At 54.8% G+C, this 20,610-nt stretch carries 24 protein-coding genes; 14 read left to right on the top strand and 10 right to left on the bottom strand.

Features of this window, described 5'->3' with window-relative positions; genetic code table 11:
* Positions 1–2: 2 nt before the first annotated feature.
* The 3 genes from IEW65_RS06970 to IEW65_RS06960 are packed head-to-tail and all read right to left on the bottom strand — an operon-like array spanning position 3 to position 4,314.
* Complete coding sequence (locus IEW65_RS06970) at positions 3–1,178, bottom strand: lipocalin-like domain-containing protein (protein WP_229755491.1); 1,176 nt, start codon at positions 1,176–1,178, stop codon at positions 3–5.
* Entirely contained in the window at positions 1,175–3,652 is a 2,478-nt protein-coding gene (locus tag IEW65_RS06965) for an FtsX-like permease family protein (RefSeq protein WP_188638755.1), read from the bottom strand. Before IEW65_RS06965 ends, IEW65_RS06970 begins: the two co-directional genes overlap by 4 nt.
* Positions 3,652–4,314: an ABC transporter ATP-binding protein gene (locus IEW65_RS06960; protein WP_188638754.1), complete on the bottom strand. Its 663-nt coding sequence runs from the start codon at positions 4,312–4,314 to the stop codon at positions 3,652–3,654. The genes IEW65_RS06965 and IEW65_RS06960 overlap by 1 nt, the downstream gene beginning before the upstream one ends.
* A gap of 201 nt (positions 4,315–4,515) precedes the next feature.
* On the opposite strand from IEW65_RS06960, the gene IEW65_RS06955 reads away from it, so the two are divergent.
* The 4 genes from IEW65_RS06955 to IEW65_RS06940 all read left to right on the top strand — a co-directional run bounded on the left by IEW65_RS06955 (position 4,516) and on the right by IEW65_RS06940 (position 7,192).
* Positions 4,516–4,698, top strand: coding sequence for a hypothetical protein (locus IEW65_RS06955; RefSeq protein WP_188638753.1), 183 nt, complete (start codon positions 4,516–4,518; stop codon positions 4,696–4,698).
* Between the two features lie 102 nt (positions 4,699–4,800).
* Positions 4,801–5,835, top strand: a complete 1,035-nt coding sequence (locus IEW65_RS06950; RefSeq protein ID WP_188638752.1) for a hydrolase — start codon at positions 4,801–4,803, stop codon at positions 5,833–5,835.
* 26 nt (positions 5,836–5,861) lie between these two features.
* Positions 5,862–6,863 carry an aldo/keto reductase gene (locus IEW65_RS06945; protein ID WP_188638751.1) on the top strand — a complete coding sequence of 334 codons (1,002 nt, stop codon included), beginning with the start codon at positions 5,862–5,864 and terminating at the stop codon, positions 6,861–6,863.
* 158 nt (positions 6,864–7,021) lie between these two features.
* Complete coding sequence (locus IEW65_RS06940) at positions 7,022–7,192, top strand: hypothetical protein (protein WP_188638750.1); 171 nt, start codon at positions 7,022–7,024, stop codon at positions 7,190–7,192.
* Positions 7,193–7,245: 53 nt separating this feature from the next.
* Here IEW65_RS06940 and IEW65_RS06935 read toward each other — a convergent pair whose 3' ends face one another.
* Positions 7,246–8,037, bottom strand: a complete 792-nt coding sequence (locus IEW65_RS06935; RefSeq protein ID WP_188638749.1) for a dienelactone hydrolase family protein — start codon at positions 8,035–8,037, stop codon at positions 7,246–7,248.
* 160 nt (positions 8,038–8,197) lie between these two features.
* Here IEW65_RS06935 and IEW65_RS06930 point away from each other — a divergent pair, with 160 nt between their 5' ends.
* The 5 genes from IEW65_RS06930 (at position 8,198) to IEW65_RS06910 (ending at position 10,404) form a co-directional block, all read left to right on the top strand.
* Positions 8,198–8,878 (top strand): Bax inhibitor-1/YccA family protein, encoded by a 681-nt coding sequence (locus IEW65_RS06930; protein ID WP_188638748.1) that lies wholly within the window; start codon positions 8,198–8,200, stop codon positions 8,876–8,878.
* A gap of 101 nt (positions 8,879–8,979) precedes the next feature.
* Positions 8,980–9,369 carry a sulfurtransferase complex subunit TusD gene (tusD, locus tag IEW65_RS06925; protein ID WP_188638747.1) on the top strand — a complete coding sequence of 130 codons (390 nt, stop codon included), beginning with the start codon at positions 8,980–8,982 and terminating at the stop codon, positions 9,367–9,369.
* A 12-nt stretch (positions 9,370–9,381) separates the two neighbouring features.
* Positions 9,382–9,747 (top strand): DsrE family protein, encoded by a 366-nt coding sequence (locus IEW65_RS06920; protein WP_188638746.1) that lies wholly within the window; start codon positions 9,382–9,384, stop codon positions 9,745–9,747.
* Between the two features lie 12 nt (positions 9,748–9,759).
* Entirely contained in the window at positions 9,760–10,050 is a 291-nt protein-coding gene (gene tusB, locus IEW65_RS06915) for a sulfurtransferase complex subunit TusB (RefSeq protein ID WP_188638745.1), read from the top strand.
* 3 nt (positions 10,051–10,053) lie between these two features.
* The gene (locus tag IEW65_RS06910; protein WP_188638744.1) at positions 10,054–10,404 is read left to right on the top strand and encodes a TusE/DsrC/DsvC family sulfur relay protein; all 351 of its coding nucleotides are present in this window, start codon (positions 10,054–10,056) and stop codon (positions 10,402–10,404) included.
* Between the two features lie 15 nt (positions 10,405–10,419).
* Here IEW65_RS06910 and IEW65_RS06905 read toward each other — a convergent pair whose 3' ends face one another.
* Complete coding sequence (locus IEW65_RS06905; RefSeq protein ID WP_188638743.1) at positions 10,420–11,052, bottom strand: helix-turn-helix domain-containing protein; 633 nt, start codon at positions 11,050–11,052, stop codon at positions 10,420–10,422.
* 70 nt (positions 11,053–11,122) lie between these two features.
* Positions 11,123–12,064, bottom strand: coding sequence for a histone deacetylase family protein (locus IEW65_RS06900; protein WP_188638742.1), 942 nt, complete (start codon positions 12,062–12,064; stop codon positions 11,123–11,125).
* A gap of 106 nt (positions 12,065–12,170) precedes the next feature.
* Between IEW65_RS06900 and IEW65_RS06895 the strand changes: the two genes are divergently transcribed.
* Entirely contained in the window at positions 12,171–14,918 is a 2,748-nt protein-coding gene (locus IEW65_RS06895; protein WP_188638741.1) for a bifunctional acetate--CoA ligase family protein/GNAT family N-acetyltransferase, read from the top strand.
* Positions 14,919–14,991: 73 nt separating this feature from the next.
* Here IEW65_RS06895 and pdxH read toward each other — a convergent pair whose 3' ends face one another.
* Entirely contained in the window at positions 14,992–15,636 is a 645-nt protein-coding gene (gene pdxH, locus IEW65_RS06890) for a pyridoxamine 5'-phosphate oxidase (protein ID WP_188638740.1), read from the bottom strand.
* 157 nt (positions 15,637–15,793) lie between these two features.
* Between pdxH and IEW65_RS06885 the strand changes: the two genes are divergently transcribed.
* On the top strand, positions 15,794–16,519 hold the full coding sequence (locus tag IEW65_RS06885; protein WP_308421450.1) for a cytochrome b/b6 domain-containing protein: 726 nt from the start codon (positions 15,794–15,796) through the stop codon (positions 16,517–16,519).
* A 6-nt stretch (positions 16,520–16,525) separates the two neighbouring features.
* On the opposite strand, the gene IEW65_RS06880 is transcribed toward IEW65_RS06885, so the two are convergent.
* The 3 genes from IEW65_RS06880 to IEW65_RS06870 are packed head-to-tail and all read right to left on the bottom strand — an operon-like array spanning position 16,526 to position 18,079.
* Positions 16,526–16,921, bottom strand: a complete 396-nt coding sequence (locus IEW65_RS06880) for a DUF2069 domain-containing protein (protein ID WP_188638738.1) — start codon at positions 16,919–16,921, stop codon at positions 16,526–16,528.
* A complete protein-coding gene (wrbA, locus tag IEW65_RS06875; protein WP_188638737.1) occupies positions 16,921–17,544 on the bottom strand; it encodes an NAD(P)H:quinone oxidoreductase in 624 nt (207 codons plus the stop codon). The genes IEW65_RS06880 and wrbA overlap by 1 nt, the downstream gene beginning before the upstream one ends.
* Before the next feature lie 58 nt (positions 17,545–17,602).
* The gene (locus IEW65_RS06870) at positions 17,603–18,079 is read right to left on the bottom strand and encodes a gamma-glutamylcyclotransferase family protein (protein WP_188638736.1); all 477 of its coding nucleotides are present in this window, start codon (positions 18,077–18,079) and stop codon (positions 17,603–17,605) included.
* Between the two features lie 147 nt (positions 18,080–18,226).
* Here IEW65_RS06870 and smrA point away from each other — a divergent pair, with 147 nt between their 5' ends.
* The 3 genes from smrA (at position 18,227) to IEW65_RS06855 (ending at position 20,609) form a co-directional block, all read left to right on the top strand.
* Complete coding sequence (smrA, locus tag IEW65_RS06865; protein WP_188638735.1) at positions 18,227–18,817, top strand: DNA endonuclease SmrA; 591 nt, start codon at positions 18,227–18,229, stop codon at positions 18,815–18,817.
* A 155-nt stretch (positions 18,818–18,972) separates the two neighbouring features.
* Positions 18,973–19,299 (top strand): helix-turn-helix transcriptional regulator, encoded by a 327-nt coding sequence (locus tag IEW65_RS06860; RefSeq protein WP_188638734.1) that lies wholly within the window; start codon positions 18,973–18,975, stop codon positions 19,297–19,299.
* A complete protein-coding gene (locus IEW65_RS06855) occupies positions 19,293–20,609 on the top strand; it encodes a type II toxin-antitoxin system HipA family toxin (protein ID WP_188638733.1) in 1,317 nt (438 codons plus the stop codon). Before IEW65_RS06860 ends, IEW65_RS06855 begins: the two co-directional genes overlap by 7 nt.
* Position 20,610: the final 1 nt, after the last annotated feature.

Below are 20,610 nucleotides of genomic sequence, written 5' to 3'. Positions count from 1 at the left end.
AGCTACTCAGCGCTGAGATCTTCATAGCCGGTCATCTCTAAATAGCCCACCCCGAGTGCTGCCTGTGTGGCGGTGTCGCGCACCGTCACATCGCCCTCCCAGTAGGGCACGGTGGTGGGCATCCAGCGGTTGGGGTCGCGGGCTTCAATGGTGAGGTCTAGCCCAGCGTTGGGCAGTGTTAGCTGCCAAGTCGTGGGTATATCGCGTTGGGCCACTCGGCTGGTGGTGAGTGGCGTCAGCGTGATGTGGTCAGTGCCCATCTGTTGAGTCGTGCCTTCAGCGTCAAACAAGTGGGTAAACAGATAGTCACCGCCGTTCTCGCCACCGCCACGTAAGCGGTACGCCATGAGCTTACGGCCATCGTTCAAATGCAGCGAAAACCAATCCCAGCCGGTTTGTTCTGCCGTTAATAGCTGGCTGCTCCACTCCCGGTCTAGCCAGCCATTACCTGTGACGGCTTTTTGCTGGCCATTGAGCGTGACGCTGCCTTCAATACGTAAAAACGGCTGGCTGTAGTAGTGAGAGCCCTGGCCTTCAACGGTTTTGGCGTTAAAACCGTTCTCGCCGTGCCATACCAGCGGGCCTTCTGCTGAAAGCGTTAGCTCGTAGCCAAAGCGCTCAGTGCCTTCACCGCTGTAGGCGCTAAGCGTGAATTGCTCAAAGTTGGCCGTGGCAGGGCTTTGAAAAAGCCAGTCGTCTATCCATGCTTGAAATGGAGCCGCTATCACACCTGCCTGTCCTTGGGGCTGCTCGCTGTGGCTGCGGGCAAAGCGTTCCGCCGCAAGGTGAGTCTCACCTTGAGAAAGCCCCATATGCGCCATCCATACTTGGTCGCTGGCCCACGGGGTAGAGGCTGGTCGCTCTTCCGGGGGCACTAGCGCTTGGCGAAATAGCGTCCATTGAAGCCCTAGCGGATGGCCAGATTCATCTTCTAAGTTAGCGGTGAGATACCACCACTCAATACGGTAATCCGGGTGGGGGCCGTGGTCTTCCGGAAACGCGAGTGGCGCGGCGGCGCTGGCTTGGGCATAGCCTTCTGCCTGTGCGCCCAGCCCGGCAAAGCCCTCAGTGGGCGTGTTGGCGTCTTCGTTGCTGCAGCCTACAAGACCAGCGCTTACGCCAGCCATCCACGCTGCCATCCATGTTGTTAATAAGACGCGTCGCATACGTGATTTCATGCATCCCCCTCGTTCAGCAGTGCGCGAGGCGAGCTGCGCCATAGTTTCCAGCAGGGCAGCGCGGCGGCCAGTAGCGCCACCGCGAGTGCCGTGAACAGCATCATGACTATTTCACTTGGGAACAGCTGCAGCGGTAGCCGCCAGCCAAAAGCCGCTACGTTGATGACCGCTACCAGCAGCCAGGTAATCGCGATACCGAGTGGCAGCGCAAACAGGCCTGTGAGTAGGGCAAGGCCACCTAGCTGCATCAACGGTAGAGTGACTAGCGTTCGCCGTGGCACGCCCAGCGCCCATAAGGCGGCCAGTTGGCGCTGGCGCTGATGCGCTTGGGCCAACAGCGTAGCGAGCAATGCTAAGGCGGCCACGCCGAGGGTAAGGCCATTCAAAGCGCGGGTAATGCTGAAGGTGCGCTCAAAGATCTGCGTGGCCAGCTGCTTCACCTCCTGCTGATTGATCAATGCGTCACTGGAAAGGTTGAACTCCTCCATTAGCGCTTGGCGAAAGCTTGCCTCGTCAGCGCCATCCCGCAAGGCAACGCCTACGGTGGCCAGCTCGCCCTCAAAACGCCGGGTTAATACCTCGACGGTCATCACCATTTGCGGCTGGGGGTTGCCGTAATCCGGGTAAATAGCGGCAATAGTGACATCGCTACGGCCTTGGCGGGTTGCTAGTGTCAGCGTGTCGCCGGGGGTTAGGCCTTGCGCGAACGCCATTTGCTCGTTGATGAACACGCTGCCTTGGCTGAGCGCCTGCCACGCGGCGGTGCTGCTGTGCTGCGTTTCTAGTAGCGGCCATTGGTCAGTGAGTAGCGGTACGGGGTGAATGCCAAACAGTGAAATGTTGCCTAGCGTGGGTTGTTCACTGCCTGAAATAGAGCGAATACCCAGTAAATCTGTATTTCCCCTGGCGGTAGGCAGAATTTCCAGCACGCTCTCTTGATCGCGCAGCCAGTCGTTAAGCGGGGCCAGGGTAGAGGGCGCGGCATTGATATACAGCGGTGCGCTTAAGCGCTGGTCCAGCCAGTCTAAAAACGTCAGCCGAAAGCCGCCCACCATGCTGCTTACCCCCAGGTTAGTGGCCAGCGAAATCAATAGCGCCATCATGGCCAGCGATAAACGGGGAAGCTGTAGCTGCATATCCGCCACGGCCCACTGCAGCAGAGCAACGCGACGAACAGCGGCTTGTAAGCCGTTCAATATTGCATTGAGTAGCGGCGGCAAGCAGAGCGCACAGGTGAGTAGAAGCGCCGCGACCAGCCCAAAACTCAGCATTAAGCCGCTGCCGCTAGGCAGCCTGCTCAGCCAGAAGGCCAGCCCAAGGGTAAGCAGTGCCGCTAAGCCGCCCGCTATCAGCATGCGCTTTAGCTGGCGCTGGTAGCCGCTGCGCCAAGCATAGGCGTGCCCAAGGGCGAGCACGTTAAGTCTTGCCGCTCGCCACAGCGTACCGCTACCGGCCAGCAGTAGGCCGCCCAGCGTGATCGCAATGCTCCCCAGCCAGTAATGCCAAGGCAGGGCGAGTGACTGTTGAACATCTGCTCGGTAGAGCGATGTCAGCGTACTGGCGACATCTGGCAGCAGGTTTCCGGCAAGCCACAGCCCGCTAAGTAGCCCGGCGGCTGCGCCTATGCCACCCAATACCAGTAGCTCAATTAATATAGCGAGGGTAATGGTGGCTGCGGGTACGCCCAGGGCACGAAGAGTGCGCAGCGTCGTTAGCCGCTGCTCCATGGCTAAGCCTAGCGCGGCCTGCACAATAAATAGCCCCACCACCAGGGAAAGAAACGCCAGCGCGGTTAAATTGAGGTGGAAGCTGTCGGTAAGCTGTTCAGGAGAGGCAATGCTGGCCGCTCGGGTGATTCGGTAGCCGCTGGGCGGCTGTTCAATGGCATCTGGTGCGCTCACCAAACTGAGTGTGGCCTGTTCACCGTAGAGTGCGGAGAGCGCGCCGATATCCATCACTAGCGTGTCTGGCGGCAGGTCGTTACGCAGTTGCAGAGGCGGTAGCGGTTGCCCACTCAGTAGCGGCGTTGCGCCTGGGGCATCTTCGCGAGTCAGCCCTAGAGTGGGCAGAGTGTCGGGGGCGAGCTGAGTTTGCCAAGGGGATGTGATGAATTCAGTGAGTGAGCCGCTGCCCTCGCCTGAAGGCAGCGTAAAGGGGTCAATGCCTAATAGCGTTAGCGGTTGGTCTTCATGGGTGAGCCTCGCTTCCAGCATCGGCGAAACCGGAAGCCCCGCTCGCCGCAGCGCGATGTAGTCGTCCACGCTGAGTGGCGCGTTGTCTAGGCGGTCTAGCTGGTCGGTGTCGGCGCTGAACAGTGCATTAGCTCGGGCGTAGCTCTCTTTCGCCGTGGCGTTAATGGCTTGCACGCTGCTCCACAGGGCGCTGGCGACCCATAGCCCCACCAGCAGCATCGCCAGCTGCCCAGGGTGGCGCTTGTAGTGGCTAAAGAGCGTGATGAGGACGCGCTTCATCATCAGCGTGCGTCCTGAAGCTGGCCGTGATGCAGTCGAAAGGCGCGGTCCAACGGCGCGGCAACCCGCTCACTGTGGGTGACCATTAACAGCGCACACTGGGTCTCTTTCACCAGCGATAGCAGCAGGCTTAGTACGCTATCGGCGGTGTGCTCATCGAGGTTGCCGGTGGGTTCATCGGCCAGCAGCAGCGCAGGGCGAACGGCCAAGGCGCGACCAATCGCAAGCCGCTGTTGCTGGCCCCCAGAAAGCTGTTCAGGGTAAGTCGCTTCCCGGCCGGCTAACCCCAGCCGCTCCAGCAAATAGGTGCTCCACGCCGGGTCTTCGCGGCCTGCAAGCCGCGCCTGGAGGCGCAGGTTATCGGCAACGTTCAAGCTGGGCACTAAATGAAACTGTTGAAATACCAGGCCGAGCTGTTGGCGACGCAGCGTTGCACGCTCGGTTTCATTCAGCGCGGAAAGCGTGTGGCCATTGATGACCACGCTGCCCTGGTCAGGAGTATCCAGCCCGGCGGCTAAGTGCAGCAGGGTAGATTTACCGCTGCCTGACTCGCCCATCAGCGCCAGGCTTTCGCCTTGTTTAAGCGTGAGGTTTACGTGATGGAGCACATGCAGTTCGCCCTGAGGGGTACTGAAGGTTTTACTAAGCTGATGCAGGGCAAGCATGCGCGTCTCCTGGGTGACTAATCGTCGTCACTATAGCAAAGTGCTCACCAAAAGGGCGGTAACTTGTACGCATCTTTTGCAGTTTTTGTTTGCTGGATAGCTATGGGTTAGGGCGGCTTGTGGCGCAATGTTGGTCTAGTCCCGTTGGTCTAGACTCAAGGCGAACAGTGCTCATCACGAAGTGCAAACCAAGGAGAAAACATGGATAGAATTTACGCGTGGGATCACAAGCACGAGCGAGTGGTGTATCGCATTCCTGGGCATACCCATAAAAACGGCCGTGAAGATAGCGACCTTTCCCCAGTGTGGCTGCCTGCCCAACCGGAGGACTTGCCCGAGGGAGTGGGCATTGATGACCTGCGCAAGGTGGATGTCCAAGAGTAGCGGGAATTGAGGCGTAACGAGAAAGCCATTCGGCGCGGCCACTGCGTTTTGTTAAAAGTTTGCTAAGCTATCCAGCGGTTTTCTTAGCGGGTACGCAATGGTATGAGTTCGCTTCACTCCCTCTTTCGCCCCACGCGCTGGCTGCCCGGCGGGCATTTGCAGACCCTTTACAGCCCGTTATTCCGCGCTAAACCCAGGCTGCAGCGCCAACGCGAGCGCTTGACGCTGCAAGATGGCGATTTTATTGATCTGGATTGGTACGGCCCGCAAGGCGAACAGACCCGCTGCGCCATTCTGCTTCATGGTTTAACGGGTAGCTCGTCATCGCTGTATATTTTGGGCCAGCAAAAGGCGCTGGCCGCGCAGGGTTGGCAGAGTGTGGCGGTGAATTGGCGGGGGTGTTCCGGTGAGCCTAACCACCGTGCCCGAGGTTATCACTCCGGCGCCAGTGAAGACTTGGCCGATATTGTGACGCAACTGGTGGCGCGCTATCCCGGTAAGCCGCTGGTGGCCGTGGGTTACTCACTCGGTGGCAACGTACTCTTAAAGTATTTAGGTGAGACGGGCAGCCAGTGCCCTTTGCGTGCGGCGGTGGCCGTCTCAGTGCCGTTTCGTTTGGACCACTGTGCGGATCGGATTGGTCAGGGGTTCTCCAAGGTGTATCAAGCGCGCTTTCTGCGTGCTCTGCGCCATTACGTGGAATCTAAGCAGCATGCATTTCGCCAGCAGGGTCGCACCGATGAGCTGGCGCGGCTCATGTCCCTTGAAACGCTAGAAGGCATGAAGACGTTTTGGGATTTTGATGGTCGAGTGACGGCCCCTTTGCATGGTTTCGCAAGCGCTGATGAGTATTACCAGCGCAGCAGCAGCGCTTATTTTGTCTCGGCCATTCAGGTGCCTACGCTGATCGTGCACGCGCAAGACGATCCGTTTATCTACCCGCATAGCGTGCCCAAGGCGGCAGCCTTACCGGACTGTGTTGCCCTGGAGCTCTTTCCCAGCGGCGGGCACGTAGGGTTTATAGAAGGTAGCCCTTGGCGGCCGCGCTACTATCTTGAACACCGGTTGCCAGCCTGGCTAGACGCCCAGGTGCCTCATGCAGCGCCTACACATAACGCGCAGGCGATAGCATTCTAATGAATCACCCTTGTTGAGGTTTTCACATGTCTGGGTTTTATGAACGTTTGAAGGAAGTCGCATCGCCACGTATCGGGCTTGGCTGTATGAACCTTTCTCACGGCTACGGCCAGTATGTGCCGGAAGAGGAGGGTATAAGAGCGCTGAACGACGCCTTTGAGATGGGCTATCGCCATTTTGATACCGCCACGCTTTACGGCGGCACGGCTAATGAACGCCTGTTGGGAAAAGCGCTCGCCTCTAAACGCCGTGAGCTGCTGCTGGCTAGCAAGTGCGGTATGGCCATGGACCCTGTGAGCGGTAAGCGAGTCATCGATGGTCGCCCTGAGACGCTTCGCCGTCAGTGCGAAGAGAGTCTGACTCGCCTAAACACGGATCATTTGGATCTCTACTATCTGCACCGGATGGATCGCCAAGTACCCATTGAAGAGAGTGTGGGGGCATTGGGCCGGTTGGTGGAAGAGGGCAAGCTGCGGGCTGTGGGCTTATCAGAAATCTCCGCTGACACGCTACGCAAGGCACACGCTGAGTACCCGGTAGCGGCGGTGCAGTCAGAGTACTCGCTGTGGACGCGTAACCCCGAGATTGCCCTTAGCCAAGCGTGCAAAGAGCTGGGTACCGCGCTTGTGGCTTTCAGCCCGCTGGGTCGCGGGTTTCTCTCTGGCGCTATTCACGCCCATACCGCTTATGCGGAAGGCGATATGCGCGCCGGGATGCCGCGCTTTAATGGCGATAATCTGACCCATAACCTAACGGTGTTGGCGAATTTCACTGCGATGGCGAACGATTTGGAGATGACGCCTGCCCAGCTGGCGCTGGCTTGGGTGAAAGCGCAGGGTGACCATGTCATTCCCATTCCTGGGTCGCGCTCCGTTAGCCATATGCAGGAAAACCTATCCTCAGAGCAGGTGCTGTTGAGCGAAGCAGCGTTAGTGCAACTCAATAAAATGATGCTGCCAGGCGATATCGCCGGAGCTCGTTATAACGAAGCACAGCAGGCAGATATCGACACAGAAGAGTTTGCCTAACGAATAAATAGAGAAGAAATAGAGAAGAAGTAACTGAGCGCTAGCCAGGGCATCCATAGGCCGTGAGTTTATTTTCTGTGGCCCGTTGCTTTCTTTTTGCGCTGAGCTACTATTCGATGAATTCAGGCGAGCTTTTCGCCTTATCAAGGGTTACCACCATGTTGAAAGGTTTAATTATCTGTTTCGCGGTACTGTTTGCGCAGCTAGCGGTGCTTAATGTGATTGATGCACGTCTTTATAATGCGCAGGACGCTCGCCAAGTGGCTGCTACCGTCACGCCCCCGCACAAAGAAGATGAAGAAGACGATAGCCAAGCACCTTCGCTGTAAGCTGATCATTGTAAAACAGGGGTAGCCGCGGCTACCCCTGTTTTTTATGGCACTTAGAGCATCTCTTCTAGCCATTGATGAAACGTTGCCCACGACTGTTCATCGGCCCGCTGGTGATAGCGCTCGCTGCCAAACACGCTAAACGCGTGCGGGGCGCCGGAGTAGATGCCCACTTCATAGGTAACCCCGGCGGCTTCCAGCTCGCCTGCCAGCGTCGCAACGTCTTCCAGACTCACCGCATCATCGGCTCCGCCATGAGCGATAAAAATGGGGGGCGTATCGCTTGCGTAGGCTTGGCCTTCGGGGGTGTCTAGCCCGCCATGGAAACTGGTGTATGCCGCTACATCGCTTGCTTCACCAGAGCGCGCTATTTCTAACGCCACCGCGCCACCAAAACAGTACCCCATAATTACCGTATTGGTGTCAGCTCCTGCTTCTCTGGCCTTAGCCAAACCTGCCAGGGTAAGCTCGCGCATGCGTTCACGATCTTCATAAAGCGCTCGGGTAGCGGCCTGTTTATCTTCGGTTGCCTGGGGGCGGTTGCCTTCACCAAAAAGATCGACTGCAAAGGCATCGTAGCCTTGTTCTGCCAGCATGTCGGCGCGCTGGCGTTCGTAGTCATCTACGCCGTCCCAGTCGTGCACAATGAGCACACTCCCTTTGGCGTTTTCTCCAGCGGAGACGAAATAGCCCTCAAAGCGTTTGCCATTGACATCGTAAATGATGTCTTCGCCGCTTGGGGTAAAGCCGTAAGCCGTTGTAGAAAGGAGGAGCGTGGAAAGGGCCATGGTAGAAAGTGCAAAAATACCCGTTGTTGGAAGTGAGGTAGGGATTTTATAGCGCATTGTTGTGTCCAAATCGGTGTGGGTGTTAAAGCATAGTCAACCTTACCGAAAGGAGAGCGACAAAAGCATACGCTTAGCGTGGAAGACAAAGACTTGCGTCTGGAACTAGGTAACGGCATGCTTGTCCGTTGTTAGTACGACTATTAGGGAGCATAGATACATGGCTTTTAACGATTCGAACATGGCAAGAACGCAAACCCACAGCGCGGTAGGTAGCGTTAGTGCCAACAAGGTTTTGCGTAATACCTACGCACTGCTGGCAATGACGTTGTTGTTTTCCGCTGTTACCGCTGGCGCTTCTGTGGCGATGGGCGTCCAACAGCTGAATATTTTTGTGTTCTTAATCGGTGCCTACGGCCTGATGTTCTTGGTCCACAAAACAGCTAATTCTGCGGCGGGTCTGCTAGCTACTTTTGCCTTTACAGGCTTCATGGGATTCACCCTTGGGCCAATCATCTCTGCGTACCTAACGCTGCCTAACGGCGGTGCGCTTATTATGAATGCGCTCGCCATGACCGGCCTGACGTTCATCGGCCTCTCTGCGGTAGCGTTGACCACTAAAAAAGATTTCAGCTTCCTCAGCAATTTCCTGATGGCGGGCGCCATCGTGCTGATTTTGGCCATGGTCGCCGGTATCTTCTTCAACATCCCAGCGCTGTCGCTGATGGTCTCCGCGGGCTTTGTGCTGTTTGCGTCTGCCGCGATTCTGTACCAAACCAGCGAGATTGTGCACCGCGCTGGCGAGACCAACTACATTCTCGCTACCGTGACGCTGTACGTGTCTATCTACAATCTGTTCGTCAGCCTGCTGTCTATTTTGGGCATTATGAGCAACGATTGATTGGGTAGTACGAACGCGATCACTTGATCGAAGTGATATCAATGACAGACCCTACTCGGTAGGGTCTGTTTTTTTTCGTTGAATTGGCACGAGACAACGCAATGGAGTACGGCTTATTAGTCATGGGTGCCCCCTATACAAGTGCGGCACCTCATTCGGCGCTGCGCTTTGCTAAGGCGGTTATCAGCAGAGGCCATCAGGTAGCGGGCGTATTTTTCTATCAAGAAGGGATTCATAATGCTTCCATGCTAATGACGCCTCCCCAGGATGAGCTCAACATGCGCGATGCTTGGATAGCGTTGCATCAAGAGCATGGCGTTACGCTGGATGTGTGCATTGCGGCGGCGCTTCGCCGTGGCGTGATGAGTGACGCTGAGGCAAAACGCCATGGCCAAGTGCACTTTAATCTGGATGCGCCATTTGAGTTGACCGGGTTAGGGCAGCTGCTAACGCTTGAGCAGCGCTGCGACCGTATGATCACGTTTGCCTAGGGAGAGACGCTAATGAGTCATGAACATGAGCGGCTAGTGATTATTCGGCATGCTCCCTATAGCTCCAATGCCTTGAGGGAAGGGCTGGATGTAGCGCTTGTCGCTGCGGCTTTTGGCCAGACGGTGAGCTTATTGTTTCTTGGCCAGGGAGTGCTGGCGCTTCTCAAAGAGCAGGTAGCCGGTGCGCCAGGTCAGAAGGCGACGCTACCGACCATTGACATGCTGGAAATGTATGATATCGACCAACTGTTGGTGCCTCAGAGCACGCTGGATGCCTTGAACTTGCAAGTGACCCAGCTAGTGGATGGGGTGACGGTGGTGGCCAACGATACGCTACCTGAACTGGTGCAGCGTCATTCCTACGTCATGAACTTTTAAACGGGCAGTGACATGTTACATATCCTGAATAAGCCCCCGCACAGCGAAGCGGCCACGCAGATGCTCTCTACCCTTGCGAAGGGCGATAGCATTTTGCTGATTGAAGATGCCGTACAGGCGCTACTGCATGCTGATTGGCAAGGCTGGAATGCGGCAACTGACGTGAATGTGTGCGTGCTGAAAGAGGATGCCGCTTCTCGTGGCTTGAGTGCAGCCGCCCTCAATGGGCACGCAACGCTGGTGGATATGGAAGGCTTTGTCGAGCTGACCGCGCAGCATACTAAGATTCTGTCCTGGTACTAATCAATGAGCGATGAAAGTTTATACCGTTATCTTGCTTCTGGCGAAAAAATTCTACTCGACCCCGAAGGGTATTTGGTAGAGCAGGCGAACTGGAACGAAGGCGTGGCTGAGTTGTTAGCTGAAGATGAAGGGCTAACACTTACAGAGGAGCACTGGGAGCTCATTCGCGTGGTGCGGGACTTCTATGCTCGTTATGAGATGGCCCCCGCGATGCGGCCACTAGTCAAAGCCACTAAGCAGGCTTTAGGCGATGAAAAAGGGCGCTCGGTCTATCTGATGAGCCTATTTCCTGGCAGCCCGCCAAAACGTTTGGCTCGCATTGCGGGTTTGCCGAAACCCACAAACTGCTTGTAGTGAGCAGACTTGGCGCTAAACCAAATCACCCCGGGTACACACCGACAGCACGACAGCATCCTCTTGGCTAGTAGAGACTAGGGCATGGCCCATGTCGCTATCAAAGTAGATGCTGTCTCCTTCGGCTAGCACTAGGGGGGCATAGAATTCTGTGTAAAGCATGATGTCGCCGTGCAGCACCATCAAAAACTCCTCACCATCGTGACGCACCCACTGGTGATACTCTTCAAAACTGCGCGCTCTCACGATGGTTTTAAACGGAATCATGCGTTTTTGCGCGAGCTGATGGCCTAGTAACTCATGCTCGTAGGTAGGAGTAGGGTGCAGCTGACCTTTCCCTTTGCGTGTGAGATCGCGCCGACCCATGGTGTAGCGTTCGCGTTTGGGTGGCGTAAAGAGTTGGGGCAGGTCGATATTGAGACCGCTAATCAGTTTCTGTACCACGCTAAACGTCGGGGAGACCTGATCGTTCTCTATTTTGGAGAGCGTAGAGCGAGCAATGCCCGTGCGTTGGCTCACATCTTCCAGGGTCCACTGATTGGCCAAACGAATCTGTTTGAGCCGTTCACCCAGACGGAGAGGCTCAACAAAGGGTTTACGCCCTGACGCGATGCGCAGCGCTGCGTGCTCTTCAGAAGTGGCGGTCATAACGGTCACGTAAAAATGGAGGGCAACATGGAAGCCGCATAGTATCACAGCTGCCCATCCGCAGGTGGCGCTAGGGTGTATTGGTAAAAGGTAGGCCGAGCAGTGCTTTTATATGTGCCTCAGCCCCGCTGGCAAGTGACGTGGGGTTATAGCCGCCTTCCAATACAGACACCACGCGGTTTTCCGCATAAAGCGCCGCAATTTCCATGGCTAGATGTGTCACCCAGTAGAAGTCCTCATCTTCCAAACAGATATCGCCCATGGGGTCATCTTTATGCGCATCAAAGCCTGCCGATAGCATTACCAAATCGGGTTTAAACGCGTGTAGCGCGGGCAACCATTGGCGTTCAATCACGCGGCGATACTCTTGGCTCGCAGTGCCTACTTCGAGTGGGGTGTTGACGACATTTTGCCATTCGCTACGCAAGTAGCGCCAAGGGTAAAAAGGGTATTGAAAGCTGGTGCAAATCAGTACGTCGGGGTCGTTCTTAAAGATATCGATGGTGCCGTTACACTGGTGCACATCAAAATCGAGGATGGCAATGCGTTTAGCGCCATATTTCGCTCTGGCATGAGCCGCGCCTACGGCAATGTTGTTATAAAAGCAAAACCCCATCGCATCCGAGGCTTCCGCGTGATGTCCTGGCGGCCGCACCGCGCAAAATACGTTGTCCGCTTGGCGCTTAAACACCTGATCCACACCGCGAACCACTGCGCCGGCGGCCACTCTGGCGGCTTTTAGGCTGTCTGGATTCATCATTGTGTCGCTATCCAGCGTCACGATACCCTCTGAAGGCAGACATTTCTCCAGTGCATTTAGGTGGCGAAGCGGATGCACACGGGCCAGTGCTTCATCGCAAGCCTCTTTAGCATCGGCCTGCATGGTTTGCTGCAATAGCCCAGAAAGAGATAGGCGCGCACGGATCGCCTCTAGCCGCAGTGGACTTTCAGGATGTTCTGGCCCCATGTGGTGCAATGCGCAGTGGGGGTGGGTAAGGTAGGCAGTGATCATGCAAGCGCTCCGGTAACGTTAAAGCCACCTTAATCGCCACGGGGGCTTGCGCGACAGTGTCAATAAGTCGTACACAGTAGTCATTCACTTCAGGGGAGACGCATCCGTGAGCACACGCTTTCTGCATCATTTTTTTGAACCTCGCTCGGTTGCAGTGTTCGGTGCCTCTGAAAAGCCCGAGTCTCTGGGTGGTTTGGTATTGGGCAATCTTCAAGAGGGCGGTTTTAGAGGCAAGCTCTGGGCCGTTAACCTGAGGGGCTACGAGACGGTCTTTGGTGTTGACTGCGTGCGCACGGTGGAAGAACTGCCTGAAGTACCAGACCTAGCCGTCGTCTGCTCTCCTATTGATGGTGTGCCAAAGCTCATCAAGAAGCTGGGGAAATTCGGCGTGAAAGCTGCGTTGGTGCTCTCTGGCGGAGCTTACCTGGACCGCGATGAGGGGAATAAAGGCTCTATTCGGCAGCGCATGTTACAAGCCGCTCTGGAATCAGGCATTCGTGTGCTTGGGCCGGAGTGTATGGGGTTGATTGTTCCCGGTAAAAAGCTCAACGCTTCTTATGCCAGTCAGCCGGTTAAGGCAGGCAAGGTGGCGTATTTAGGCCAGTCAGGCATGTTGGCCAACGCGATGATCGATTGGGCGGCAGGCCGTGATGTCGGCTTCTCGCATTTGATTACCGTGGGCGACAGCGTCGATGTGCTGCTGCCCGATTTGATTGACTATGTGAATCAGTTTTCCCCGGCTCAGGCCATCCTACTGCATCTTGAACGAGTCACCGACGCCCAGCACTTCATGACGTCTGTGCGGGATGCGTCTCGGAACCGATTGGTGGTGGCCATTAAAAGCGGGCGCACGCCGCAGTCGGATATTTCTGGCATGCCACCCACGCCGGGCATTGCCAACCGCGATGTGGTGTTTGATGCCGCCTTTGCGCGGGCGGGTGTTGTCCGGGTAAACGACTCCGACGAGATGCTCGATGCGCTTGAGACGCTGTCACGCATGAAGCCACTACGCGGCGACCGTTTGGCGATTGTGTCTAACGGCCTTGGGCCTGCCATGCTAGCCATCGATAAGCTGATCAGTGCCGGCGGTAAGCTCGCTGAATTCAACCAAGAAACCCAAATGGCGCTGCATAAAAGCCAGGTTGATATGAGCAAGCCGGGGGAAAACCCTGTCGATTTAGGCGGTAACGCAACGCCTGAACGCTTTGTGGAAGCGCTGCAAATCGTCACCGCTGACCCTAATGTCGATGCCGTACTGGTCGTTCACGCGCCCACGCGTTTAGCACCTTCTCAGATAACCGCCCAGGCTCTGATTGATCAGCGTAAAACGTTTAAACGTAATTTATTGACCAGCTGGATGGGGTTGAAAGAGGCGCTCAACGCCCGTCATGTTTGCAATATTGCCGGTATTCCTACCTACACCTCGCCTGAAAAAGCCGTTAAGGCGTTTATGCATATGGTGGACTATCAACGCGTTCAGGCGCTGCTGCATGAAATCCCGCCCAGTCTGCCATTCTCCACCAGCCCGGAAATACGCGCAGAGTGCAGGGCGCTGATCAAACAGGCAAAAGAGCAGGGTCGCCAGACGCTTACTCACTCTGAAACCGCCCAGGTGCTGGAAGCTTACGGTATTCCTACCGCCACTAGCGTCTATGTCCACTCCCCAGAAGAGGCCCTAGTCGTGGCAGAGCGCTTTGCTGGGCCCAAAGCGTTAAAGGTCGTTCACGAGGGTAACTGTCGACCATACCGCTACCGCAAGCACCCGCATAAAATTTCTGCCGGGTTACTGCAGGACCTGGAAACGCCAGAGCAGGTCGCCGACGGCGTTCGGCGACTGGGCGATAAGGTGCAAGAGAAGTTTCCTGAACATGCCATTCACGAATACTGCTTACAGCCTATGCAGCGCGGTAAGCACTCTATGCAGATCTGTGCCGGCATCACGCGGGACCCAGTGTTTGGGCCTTTAATTGTGTTTGGAATTGGTGGGTATAAGGTGAACGTACTAGCGGATCGACAGGTCGCGCTGCCGCCGCTAAATATGAGCCTTGCATCCGATGTGGTAGGCCGCACTCACGCGGCATCCTTGATTCGTGAACACTCAGCTGACCCTGAACGGGATATTCAGCACCTTTGCCAGTTACTCGTAAAGCTATCGCAAATGGCTTCTGACTTAACCGACTTGCGTGGCCTTGAACTTAACCCGTTGCTGCTGAATCGCGATGGCATGCTGGCCGTCGATTTTGCGATGGATTTAGGTCATCCAGCCCGTTTTGCGATTATGCCTTACCCAGAAGAGCTGCGAGGGTGGGTCACGTTGAAAAATGGCTGGCAAGTGGAAGTGCGGCCGATTCGTGCCGAGGATGCGCCGCTCATTACCACCTTTCATCGACAGCTATCGGAAGAGAGCATTCGTTTTCGCTACTTCCATAACAAATCAAACCTTACTCAACGGGATCTCTCTATCCTGTCGCATATTAACTATGACCGCCAAATGGCCTTTATCGCCGAGCATCAGCATGATGACGGCAGTAAGGAGATGTTAGGGGTCGTGCGGGTGTGGAACGACCCGGATAACATTCGTACCGAGTTTTCCATTATTATTCGTGATGATTTGCAGGGGCTTGGGATTGGCAGCCTGCTGATGAAGAAGATGATCGACTACTGCACCAGCATTGGCACGCTAGAGATGATCGGTAAAATCATGGTGGATAATCACCCCATGCGAGCACTCATGAAGCATCTTGGCTTCCGTTGTCGTTACAATATGGAAGAGCAGGTGATTGACGCGGTGTTGCGCTTAAACGAGCCCGATAGCGAATGGCAGCGCCACCGCTTGGAGAGCCAACCCGATTAACGCGTTGCTGATAAAAAAGCCTGCTGACAAATGTCAGCAGGCTTTTGCGTGTAGGCAAAGCGGCGAAAGGGGGCTAAGGCGCTAGGCGGAAACGGCTCCATTCACCACCGTCGCGACGCTCATAGCGCAGTCGGTCGTGCAGGCGGCTGGGCTGACCCTGCCAAAACTCGATCATTTCCGGATTTACCCGGTAGCCACCCCAGTGAATAGGGCGTGGAATATCCTGGCCCTCATAGGCTTGCTCAAAGCGTTTTTGCCGCTCTTCAATCCAGTTGCGGTCAGGAATCACTACACTTTGAGTCGCAATCCAAGCGCCTAACTGGCTGCCACGGGGGCGGCTGCTAAAGTACTCATCCGACTCTTCAGCGGAGACTTGCTCGACGCGACCTTCGATACGTACTTGACGCGATAGCGATGGCCACCAGAACGTGAGCGCCGCAAAAGGAACATTGTTTAATTCGCTACCTTTATGGCTATGGTAGTTGGTGAAAAACACCATGCCCTTTTCATCAAACCCCTTGAGAAGTACAACCCGTGCGTGGGGGCGACCCTGGCTATCCACTGTGGCAAGCGTCATGGCATTGCCATCTTTACCTTCGTTTTCAAGCGCTAGGCTAAACCACTCATCAAACATCACAAACGGGTTGTCTGGGGTTTGCGCCTCGTCTAAACGCCCGCCCTCATAGTCACGCCTGACGTCGGCAATATTACGTGTCATCGATGAAGCTCCCTTGCAGTTATAAGTTGCATTATGGTCATGTTCGCTGGTCTACCGATAAAGCTCAAGTGTTGTTCGGTGTGTCAGTTCAAACGATCGTCATATTGTGAAAGCGTTGGCAGGCGTGCGGAATCCTTCTATGAGAAAACAGCAATAAATGAGAAACTCTACCAGTATGACGATAGAGGATAGCTTGATGCAGAGTCGCACTACACGCATAGCTGTATGGGATAGGTTGATCCGCTTGTTTCACTGGTCCTTGTTGGCAGCGGTGGTGATCTCCTTTTACACCACTAAAACCACGGGAGCCCCGTTTTTATTCCCCATTGAGGTGCATGCACAGGCCGGCTATATCATTATTGGCCTGCTGGTTTTTCGATTTATCTGGGGGTTAGTAGGCACCACCTACGCTCGTTTTAGTAGCTTTCTCTATGGCCCCAAAACGACCGCGCACTATGCCAAGGCGCTGGTAATGCGCCGCGCGCCGCGCTATGCAAGCCACAATCCGCTCGGCGGATGGATGGTTGTTTTGTTGCTATTGTCATTGGGATTTCAAGCGCTTAGTGGGCTATTTCTTAGTGATGACATTTTCTTTCAGGCACCGCTTTACGGGCTATTTGGCCCAGCATTGGGCGATGTAATGCCAAGGCTACACTCGTTGAACAGCGACCTGTTATTGATCTTGATTGGCCTACATCTAGCAGGTTTGGTGTGGCATACCCTGCAGGGGGAGCGCTTAGTACCCGCGATGCTGACGGGCGTGAAACGCTTCACAAACGCGCCAGCCGATGAGAAACCTGCCGTTTCTCGTGCGCACAAGCGCTATGCGATTGGCGCGCTGCTGATCGCGGCAGGGATTAGTGGCTGGCTGTGGTTTTATTAGTCAACGTTAGCCATTGAGACGCTGCTGACGGCTGCGAAAGCGCGCATAGCCCATACAGCCTGTAAACAGTATTAGCGATACAACGGCTTCTAGCACGCCACGCATGCCTTGCCCCGGTAATGTGGCGAGCATAACGCCTTGCGTAAAGTAGAGCAGACTGACAAAGGCAAGCCATGCATGCCCGCGTGCTCGCTGGCCAATGATAGACGGTAAGAACAGTATGAGTGGCAGTACAAAGGCAACGACCGGTCGCCAGTTAAAGGTTTCTCCTTGAATAAAAAAGCCGCGATAAATCACCAGTAGCAGCAGAACAATAAAGCTACCAATGACCAGTTGTCGCGTTAGCCGGGTCAGCTGATCAAGGCCATGCTTATCTTCAAGCCCTTCTAGCCATTGCCTCATTATTTCTCTCCTTGACGCATGTGATGGAGTGCAAGCGCCAATCTTGCTAACCGTTTTCCTTGTGCCTGACACAGGGCGCGTTCATGTTCATCCACCGGCCGGTCGCTGCGAGCACCGGCTACATGGCTGGCACCGTAAGGTGTACCGCCGTGCTGCGTGCTCAGCAGTTCAGTTTCGCTGTAGGGAATGCCTGCATACACCATGCCGTGGTGGAGAAGCGGTACTAACATGGTGAGTAGCGTACTTTCTTGACCGCCATGCAGGCTGGACGTGGAGGTGAACGCACAGGCAGGTTTATCGATTAACGCCCCATTCATCCATAGGCTGCTGGTCGTATCGAGAAAGTACTTCAGCGGCGCGGCCATATTACCAAAGCGAGTGGGGCTGCCTACAGCAAGGGCGCTGCAGTGGCGTAAATCGTCCAGATCGGCATACACCGCGCCTTCCTCAGGAATCTCAGGGTCGACTGCCTCGCAGGTCGGCGATACGCCAGGTACAGTGCGCAAACGTGCTTCAATGCCTGGGATGCTCTCAACGCCAGCAGCTAGTTGGCGTGCCATGTCTGCAGTGGCTCCTGAACGGGAGTAATACAGAATTAGTACGTACGGCGTGACTTCACTCATGGCGTGTCCTAAGCAGTAGGGATGACAACCGTGTGTAGCGCTTCACGGTCATTAAAAACTAATCGTATGTTAACAGAGCTACTCCTTGGGCAGGAGAGGGGATGTTTAACTGCCCTACCATGGGAAGGCGCATATAGACCCAGGCAGAGCTGCCGTCGGCGAGAGTCTGTTTGACGCGCTCATAGCGAATGCCCAACTGCTCATAGCGGTCCAACCGTGCCAGTGCTTCTGGTGTCACTGTGAGTAGCAAGCCATCAACATATTTGCCTGTGCTCGCAGTAAGATCCAACCCTTGGCGCTCAAACCCATGAAGGCGCGCTGGCTCAGGCGAGCCGGAAGAACCCATTACCACCCAGCGTACGGGCAGGTAACGCAGCGTGCCATAGACAAATACTTGATGCGTGCGCTGCTCAATAGCGGGTAGCTCCTCTGGGCGATCATAGAACCACGGGCTCAACATGGTCAGCCATAGCCATACGGCCAATCCCGCCAGGCACAAGAGTGAGCCAATCACTAACCGCTTTAACCAAATCATGCCAATATCCTACGCAAACAGTGACGTTGTAGGGTGCAGAACTGTTAACCACAAGACAAGTCTTAAGCAGCGTCGGTGATTTTGCTACGATAAGCATTGTCGCCTAGGTAATAGACTGGGCATTAGACCCTATCGGAGGAGCCTGTTATGAGCCAGACACTTCGTGATGAGATGGACTTCCGCGCGCTGGTGGGCGATGTGAAGCCTCTTCCCCAGCGTAACCGTGCAGATACAGGCCCCCAACGTCAGCGGCCCTCAGAGGCCCAGCTAGCCAGACGTGAAAGCGCTGCGGAGCGCTTAGATGAGCGTAACTTTTTATCTGACGACTTTGTTGACCTGCTCCCCCCATTTGATCCGATTGAGTTTCGTCGTGAAGGGATTCAACAAGGTGTGGTCGATAAATTAAAGCACGGCGGTTACAGCGTGCAGGCGCAGCTGCATTTATTAAGACGGCCACTCGCCGAATGCCGCAGGATGCTGTTTCCTTTTATTCACGAAGCCTACGCCCATGATCTGCGTTCGGTATTAATCGTGCACGGAAGAGGGCGGGAGCTCGATAGCCCCGCCAACGTGCTGCGCTCTTATATGGCTAAATGGCTGATGCAATTCGATGAAGTGCAGGCCTATGTATCGGCCCAGCCTTCTGAAGGAGGGTTAGGAGCAACGTGGGTAATGCTGCGTAAAAGCGATCGCGCCAAAGCCAATAACCGAGAACGCCAGCAGAAACGGCGTGGTTGATAAGTCCATAAAGTGCTATATTTGGAACATTACACATATTTTTAAGCGTTATGTCCCTTTTTTTGCACTTTATCAATCAATGCCCATAAAGTGCCATTATTCGGGCAATAGCGCTAAAATAATCTTTTAGGTGCTTAAAAAGGTACTTTATGTGGATGAGTGATGCCACGCCTGCAGCTATCGCCGAAGAGCTTGGCCAGCGGCTGAAACAAGCAAGACTTAACAGTGATTTGACACAAACTGAGGTCGCTCTGCAGGCAGGTGTGTCTCGTAAAATCGTGATAAATGCCGAAAAAGGGCAAGTCCAACTAGAGGCACTGTTGGCGATTATGCAGGTGTTGGGGCTCACCTCGCAGTTAGACCTCTTTTTGCCCCCAGCGGCTGTCTCACCCATTCAACTTGCCAAACTACAAGGCAGACAACGACAACGTGCCTCTGGGCAGCGTAAGCATAATAGTGATGAGGGTCCCGCTGAATGGTAATGGAAGTTGTCAAAGTTAACTATCAAGGACAGCTAGTGGGGGCCGTGAGCTTTGACTCTCAGCGAGGTGAGGGCGCTTTCGAATACGACTCTGCGTTTATCAAAAAAGGGATTGAGCTCTCGCCCCTTAAAATGCCGTTGGCTAACCGCATTTACGCCTTTCCTGAATTAAGCACTGCAACGTTCAGAGGCTTGCCTGGCTTAATCGCAGACTCGCTGCCGGATGATTTTGGTAACGCAGTGCTCAATGCCTGGGTGGCCAGTCGCGGCGGGCAGCCAAGTGATATAACGCCTCTTCAACGCTTACAATATACGGGCAAAAGAGGCATGGGGGCGCTTGAATATGCGCCTGCTACAAAGCTAAAGAGCCTTAATGCGTCATCTCAGCTAGAAATAGCCTCTCTCGTGAGTATCGCCCAGGATATTTTAGATAGCCGCTCATCCTTTTCAGTAGAGCTTTCAAGAGACGGGCAAGAGGATCGTGAGGCAATGATGGCGCTGCTATCGGTAGGTATGAGTGCAGGAGGTGCGCGTCCAAAAGCAGTACTAGCGTGTGACGACACTTTTTCTCAAGTACGTTCTGGCCAAACCGATATTCCAGAGGGGTTTACCCATTATTTAATAAAATTTGATGGAGTAAGTGACCAAAATAAAAATCGCGAGACCTTTGGTGACCCTTTGGGCTATGGAGCCATGGAGTACGTCTATCATTTACTAGCAACCGAGTGCGGTATCGACATGATGCCTTGCCGGTTGCTGAATGAAGGTGATCGTCGTCACTTTATTACTCAACGTTTTGACCGTATCGGCAACCATAAACAGCATGTGCAGACGCTAAATGGAATTGCTCACGTTGATTATAAGCAGCCGGGATCTTTCTCATACGCGGAGTTATTTGCTGTTGCACGACAACTGCGGCTAAGTGCGAGAGACGCGGAGCAGCTGTTGCGTAGGATGGTGTTTAATATTGTCGCTAGAAATCACGATGATCACGCCAAGAACGTTGCTTTCATGCTGAAAGGAGATGTCTGGGAGTTGGCGCCCGCCTATGATCTGGCCTATAGCTACAAGCCGGGTAGCCCTTGGGTTAACCAGCATTGGATGAGCCTGAATGGCAAACGCGACAATTTTGTCCGGGAAGATATCTACTCCCTTGAGCGGCTTAGCCCACTATTTACACGCAAAAAAATCGACACCATCGTGAATGAGATCACCGCCAGTGTGGCGCAGTGGACATTACTGGCTAAACGTCACTCTGTCCCTGACTTTTTGATTGATGAAGTGGCCAACCATCTGCGTCTAAAGCTTTAGT

Origin of the sequence: Vreelandella lutescens, from assembly GCF_014640815.1 — a bacterium.
GTDB lineage: Bacteria > Pseudomonadota > Gammaproteobacteria > Pseudomonadales > Halomonadaceae > Vreelandella > Vreelandella lutescens.
Note: the sequence above shows the minus strand (reverse complement) of the source record. Positions and strands in the feature narration are given on the sequence as shown.

Coding starts and splice junctions, on each gene's coding strand:
- IEW65_RS06930 (WP_188638748.1), top strand. CDS start 8,198: ATGGCTTTTAACGATTCGAACATGGCAAGAACGCAAACCCACAGCGCG.
- IEW65_RS06860 (WP_188638734.1), top strand. CDS start 18,973: ATGAGTGATGCCACGCCTGCAGCTATCGCCGAAGAGCTTGGCCAGCGG.
- IEW65_RS06960 (WP_188638754.1), bottom strand. CDS start 4,314: ATGCTTGCCCTGCATCAGCTTAGTAAAACCTTCAGTACCCCTCAGGGC.
- IEW65_RS06855 (WP_188638733.1), top strand. CDS start 19,293: ATGGTAATGGAAGTTGTCAAAGTTAACTATCAAGGACAGCTAGTGGGG.
- IEW65_RS06955 (WP_188638753.1), top strand. CDS start 4,516: ATGGATAGAATTTACGCGTGGGATCACAAGCACGAGCGAGTGGTGTAT.
- tusD (WP_188638747.1), top strand. CDS start 8,980: ATGGAGTACGGCTTATTAGTCATGGGTGCCCCCTATACAAGTGCGGCA.
- IEW65_RS06945 (WP_188638751.1), top strand. CDS start 5,862: ATGTCTGGGTTTTATGAACGTTTGAAGGAAGTCGCATCGCCACGTATC.
- IEW65_RS06880 (WP_188638738.1), bottom strand. CDS start 16,921: ATGAGGCAATGGCTAGAAGGGCTTGAAGATAAGCATGGCCTTGATCAG.
- IEW65_RS06905 (WP_188638743.1), bottom strand. CDS start 11,052: ATGACCGCCACTTCTGAAGAGCACGCAGCGCTGCGCATCGCGTCAGGG.
- IEW65_RS06910 (WP_188638744.1), top strand. CDS start 10,054: ATGAGCGATGAAAGTTTATACCGTTATCTTGCTTCTGGCGAAAAAATT.
- IEW65_RS06950 (WP_188638752.1), top strand. CDS start 4,801: ATGAGTTCGCTTCACTCCCTCTTTCGCCCCACGCGCTGGCTGCCCGGC.
- IEW65_RS06885 (WP_308421450.1), top strand. CDS start 15,794: ATGAGAAACTCTACCAGTATGACGATAGAGGATAGCTTGATGCAGAGT.
- IEW65_RS06965 (WP_188638755.1), bottom strand. CDS start 3,652: ATGATGAAGCGCGTCCTCATCACGCTCTTTAGCCACTACAAGCGCCAC.
- IEW65_RS06870 (WP_188638736.1), bottom strand. CDS start 18,079: ATGATTTGGTTAAAGCGGTTAGTGATTGGCTCACTCTTGTGCCTGGCG.
- IEW65_RS06935 (WP_188638749.1), bottom strand. CDS start 8,037: ATGCGCTATAAAATCCCTACCTCACTTCCAACAACGGGTATTTTTGCA.
- IEW65_RS06920 (WP_188638746.1), top strand. CDS start 9,382: ATGAGTCATGAACATGAGCGGCTAGTGATTATTCGGCATGCTCCCTAT.
- IEW65_RS06900 (WP_188638742.1), bottom strand. CDS start 12,064: ATGATCACTGCCTACCTTACCCACCCCCACTGCGCATTGCACCACATG.
- wrbA (WP_188638737.1), bottom strand. CDS start 17,544: ATGAGTGAAGTCACGCCGTACGTACTAATTCTGTATTACTCCCGTTCA.
- IEW65_RS06940 (WP_188638750.1), top strand. CDS start 7,022: ATGTTGAAAGGTTTAATTATCTGTTTCGCGGTACTGTTTGCGCAGCTA.
- IEW65_RS06970 (WP_229755491.1), bottom strand. CDS start 1,178: ATGAAATCACGTATGCGACGCGTCTTATTAACAACATGGATGGCAGCG.
- pdxH (WP_188638740.1), bottom strand. CDS start 15,636: ATGACACGTAATATTGCCGACGTCAGGCGTGACTATGAGGGCGGGCGT.
- tusB (WP_188638745.1), top strand. CDS start 9,760: ATGTTACATATCCTGAATAAGCCCCCGCACAGCGAAGCGGCCACGCAG.
- smrA (WP_188638735.1), top strand. CDS start 18,227: ATGAGCCAGACACTTCGTGATGAGATGGACTTCCGCGCGCTGGTGGGC.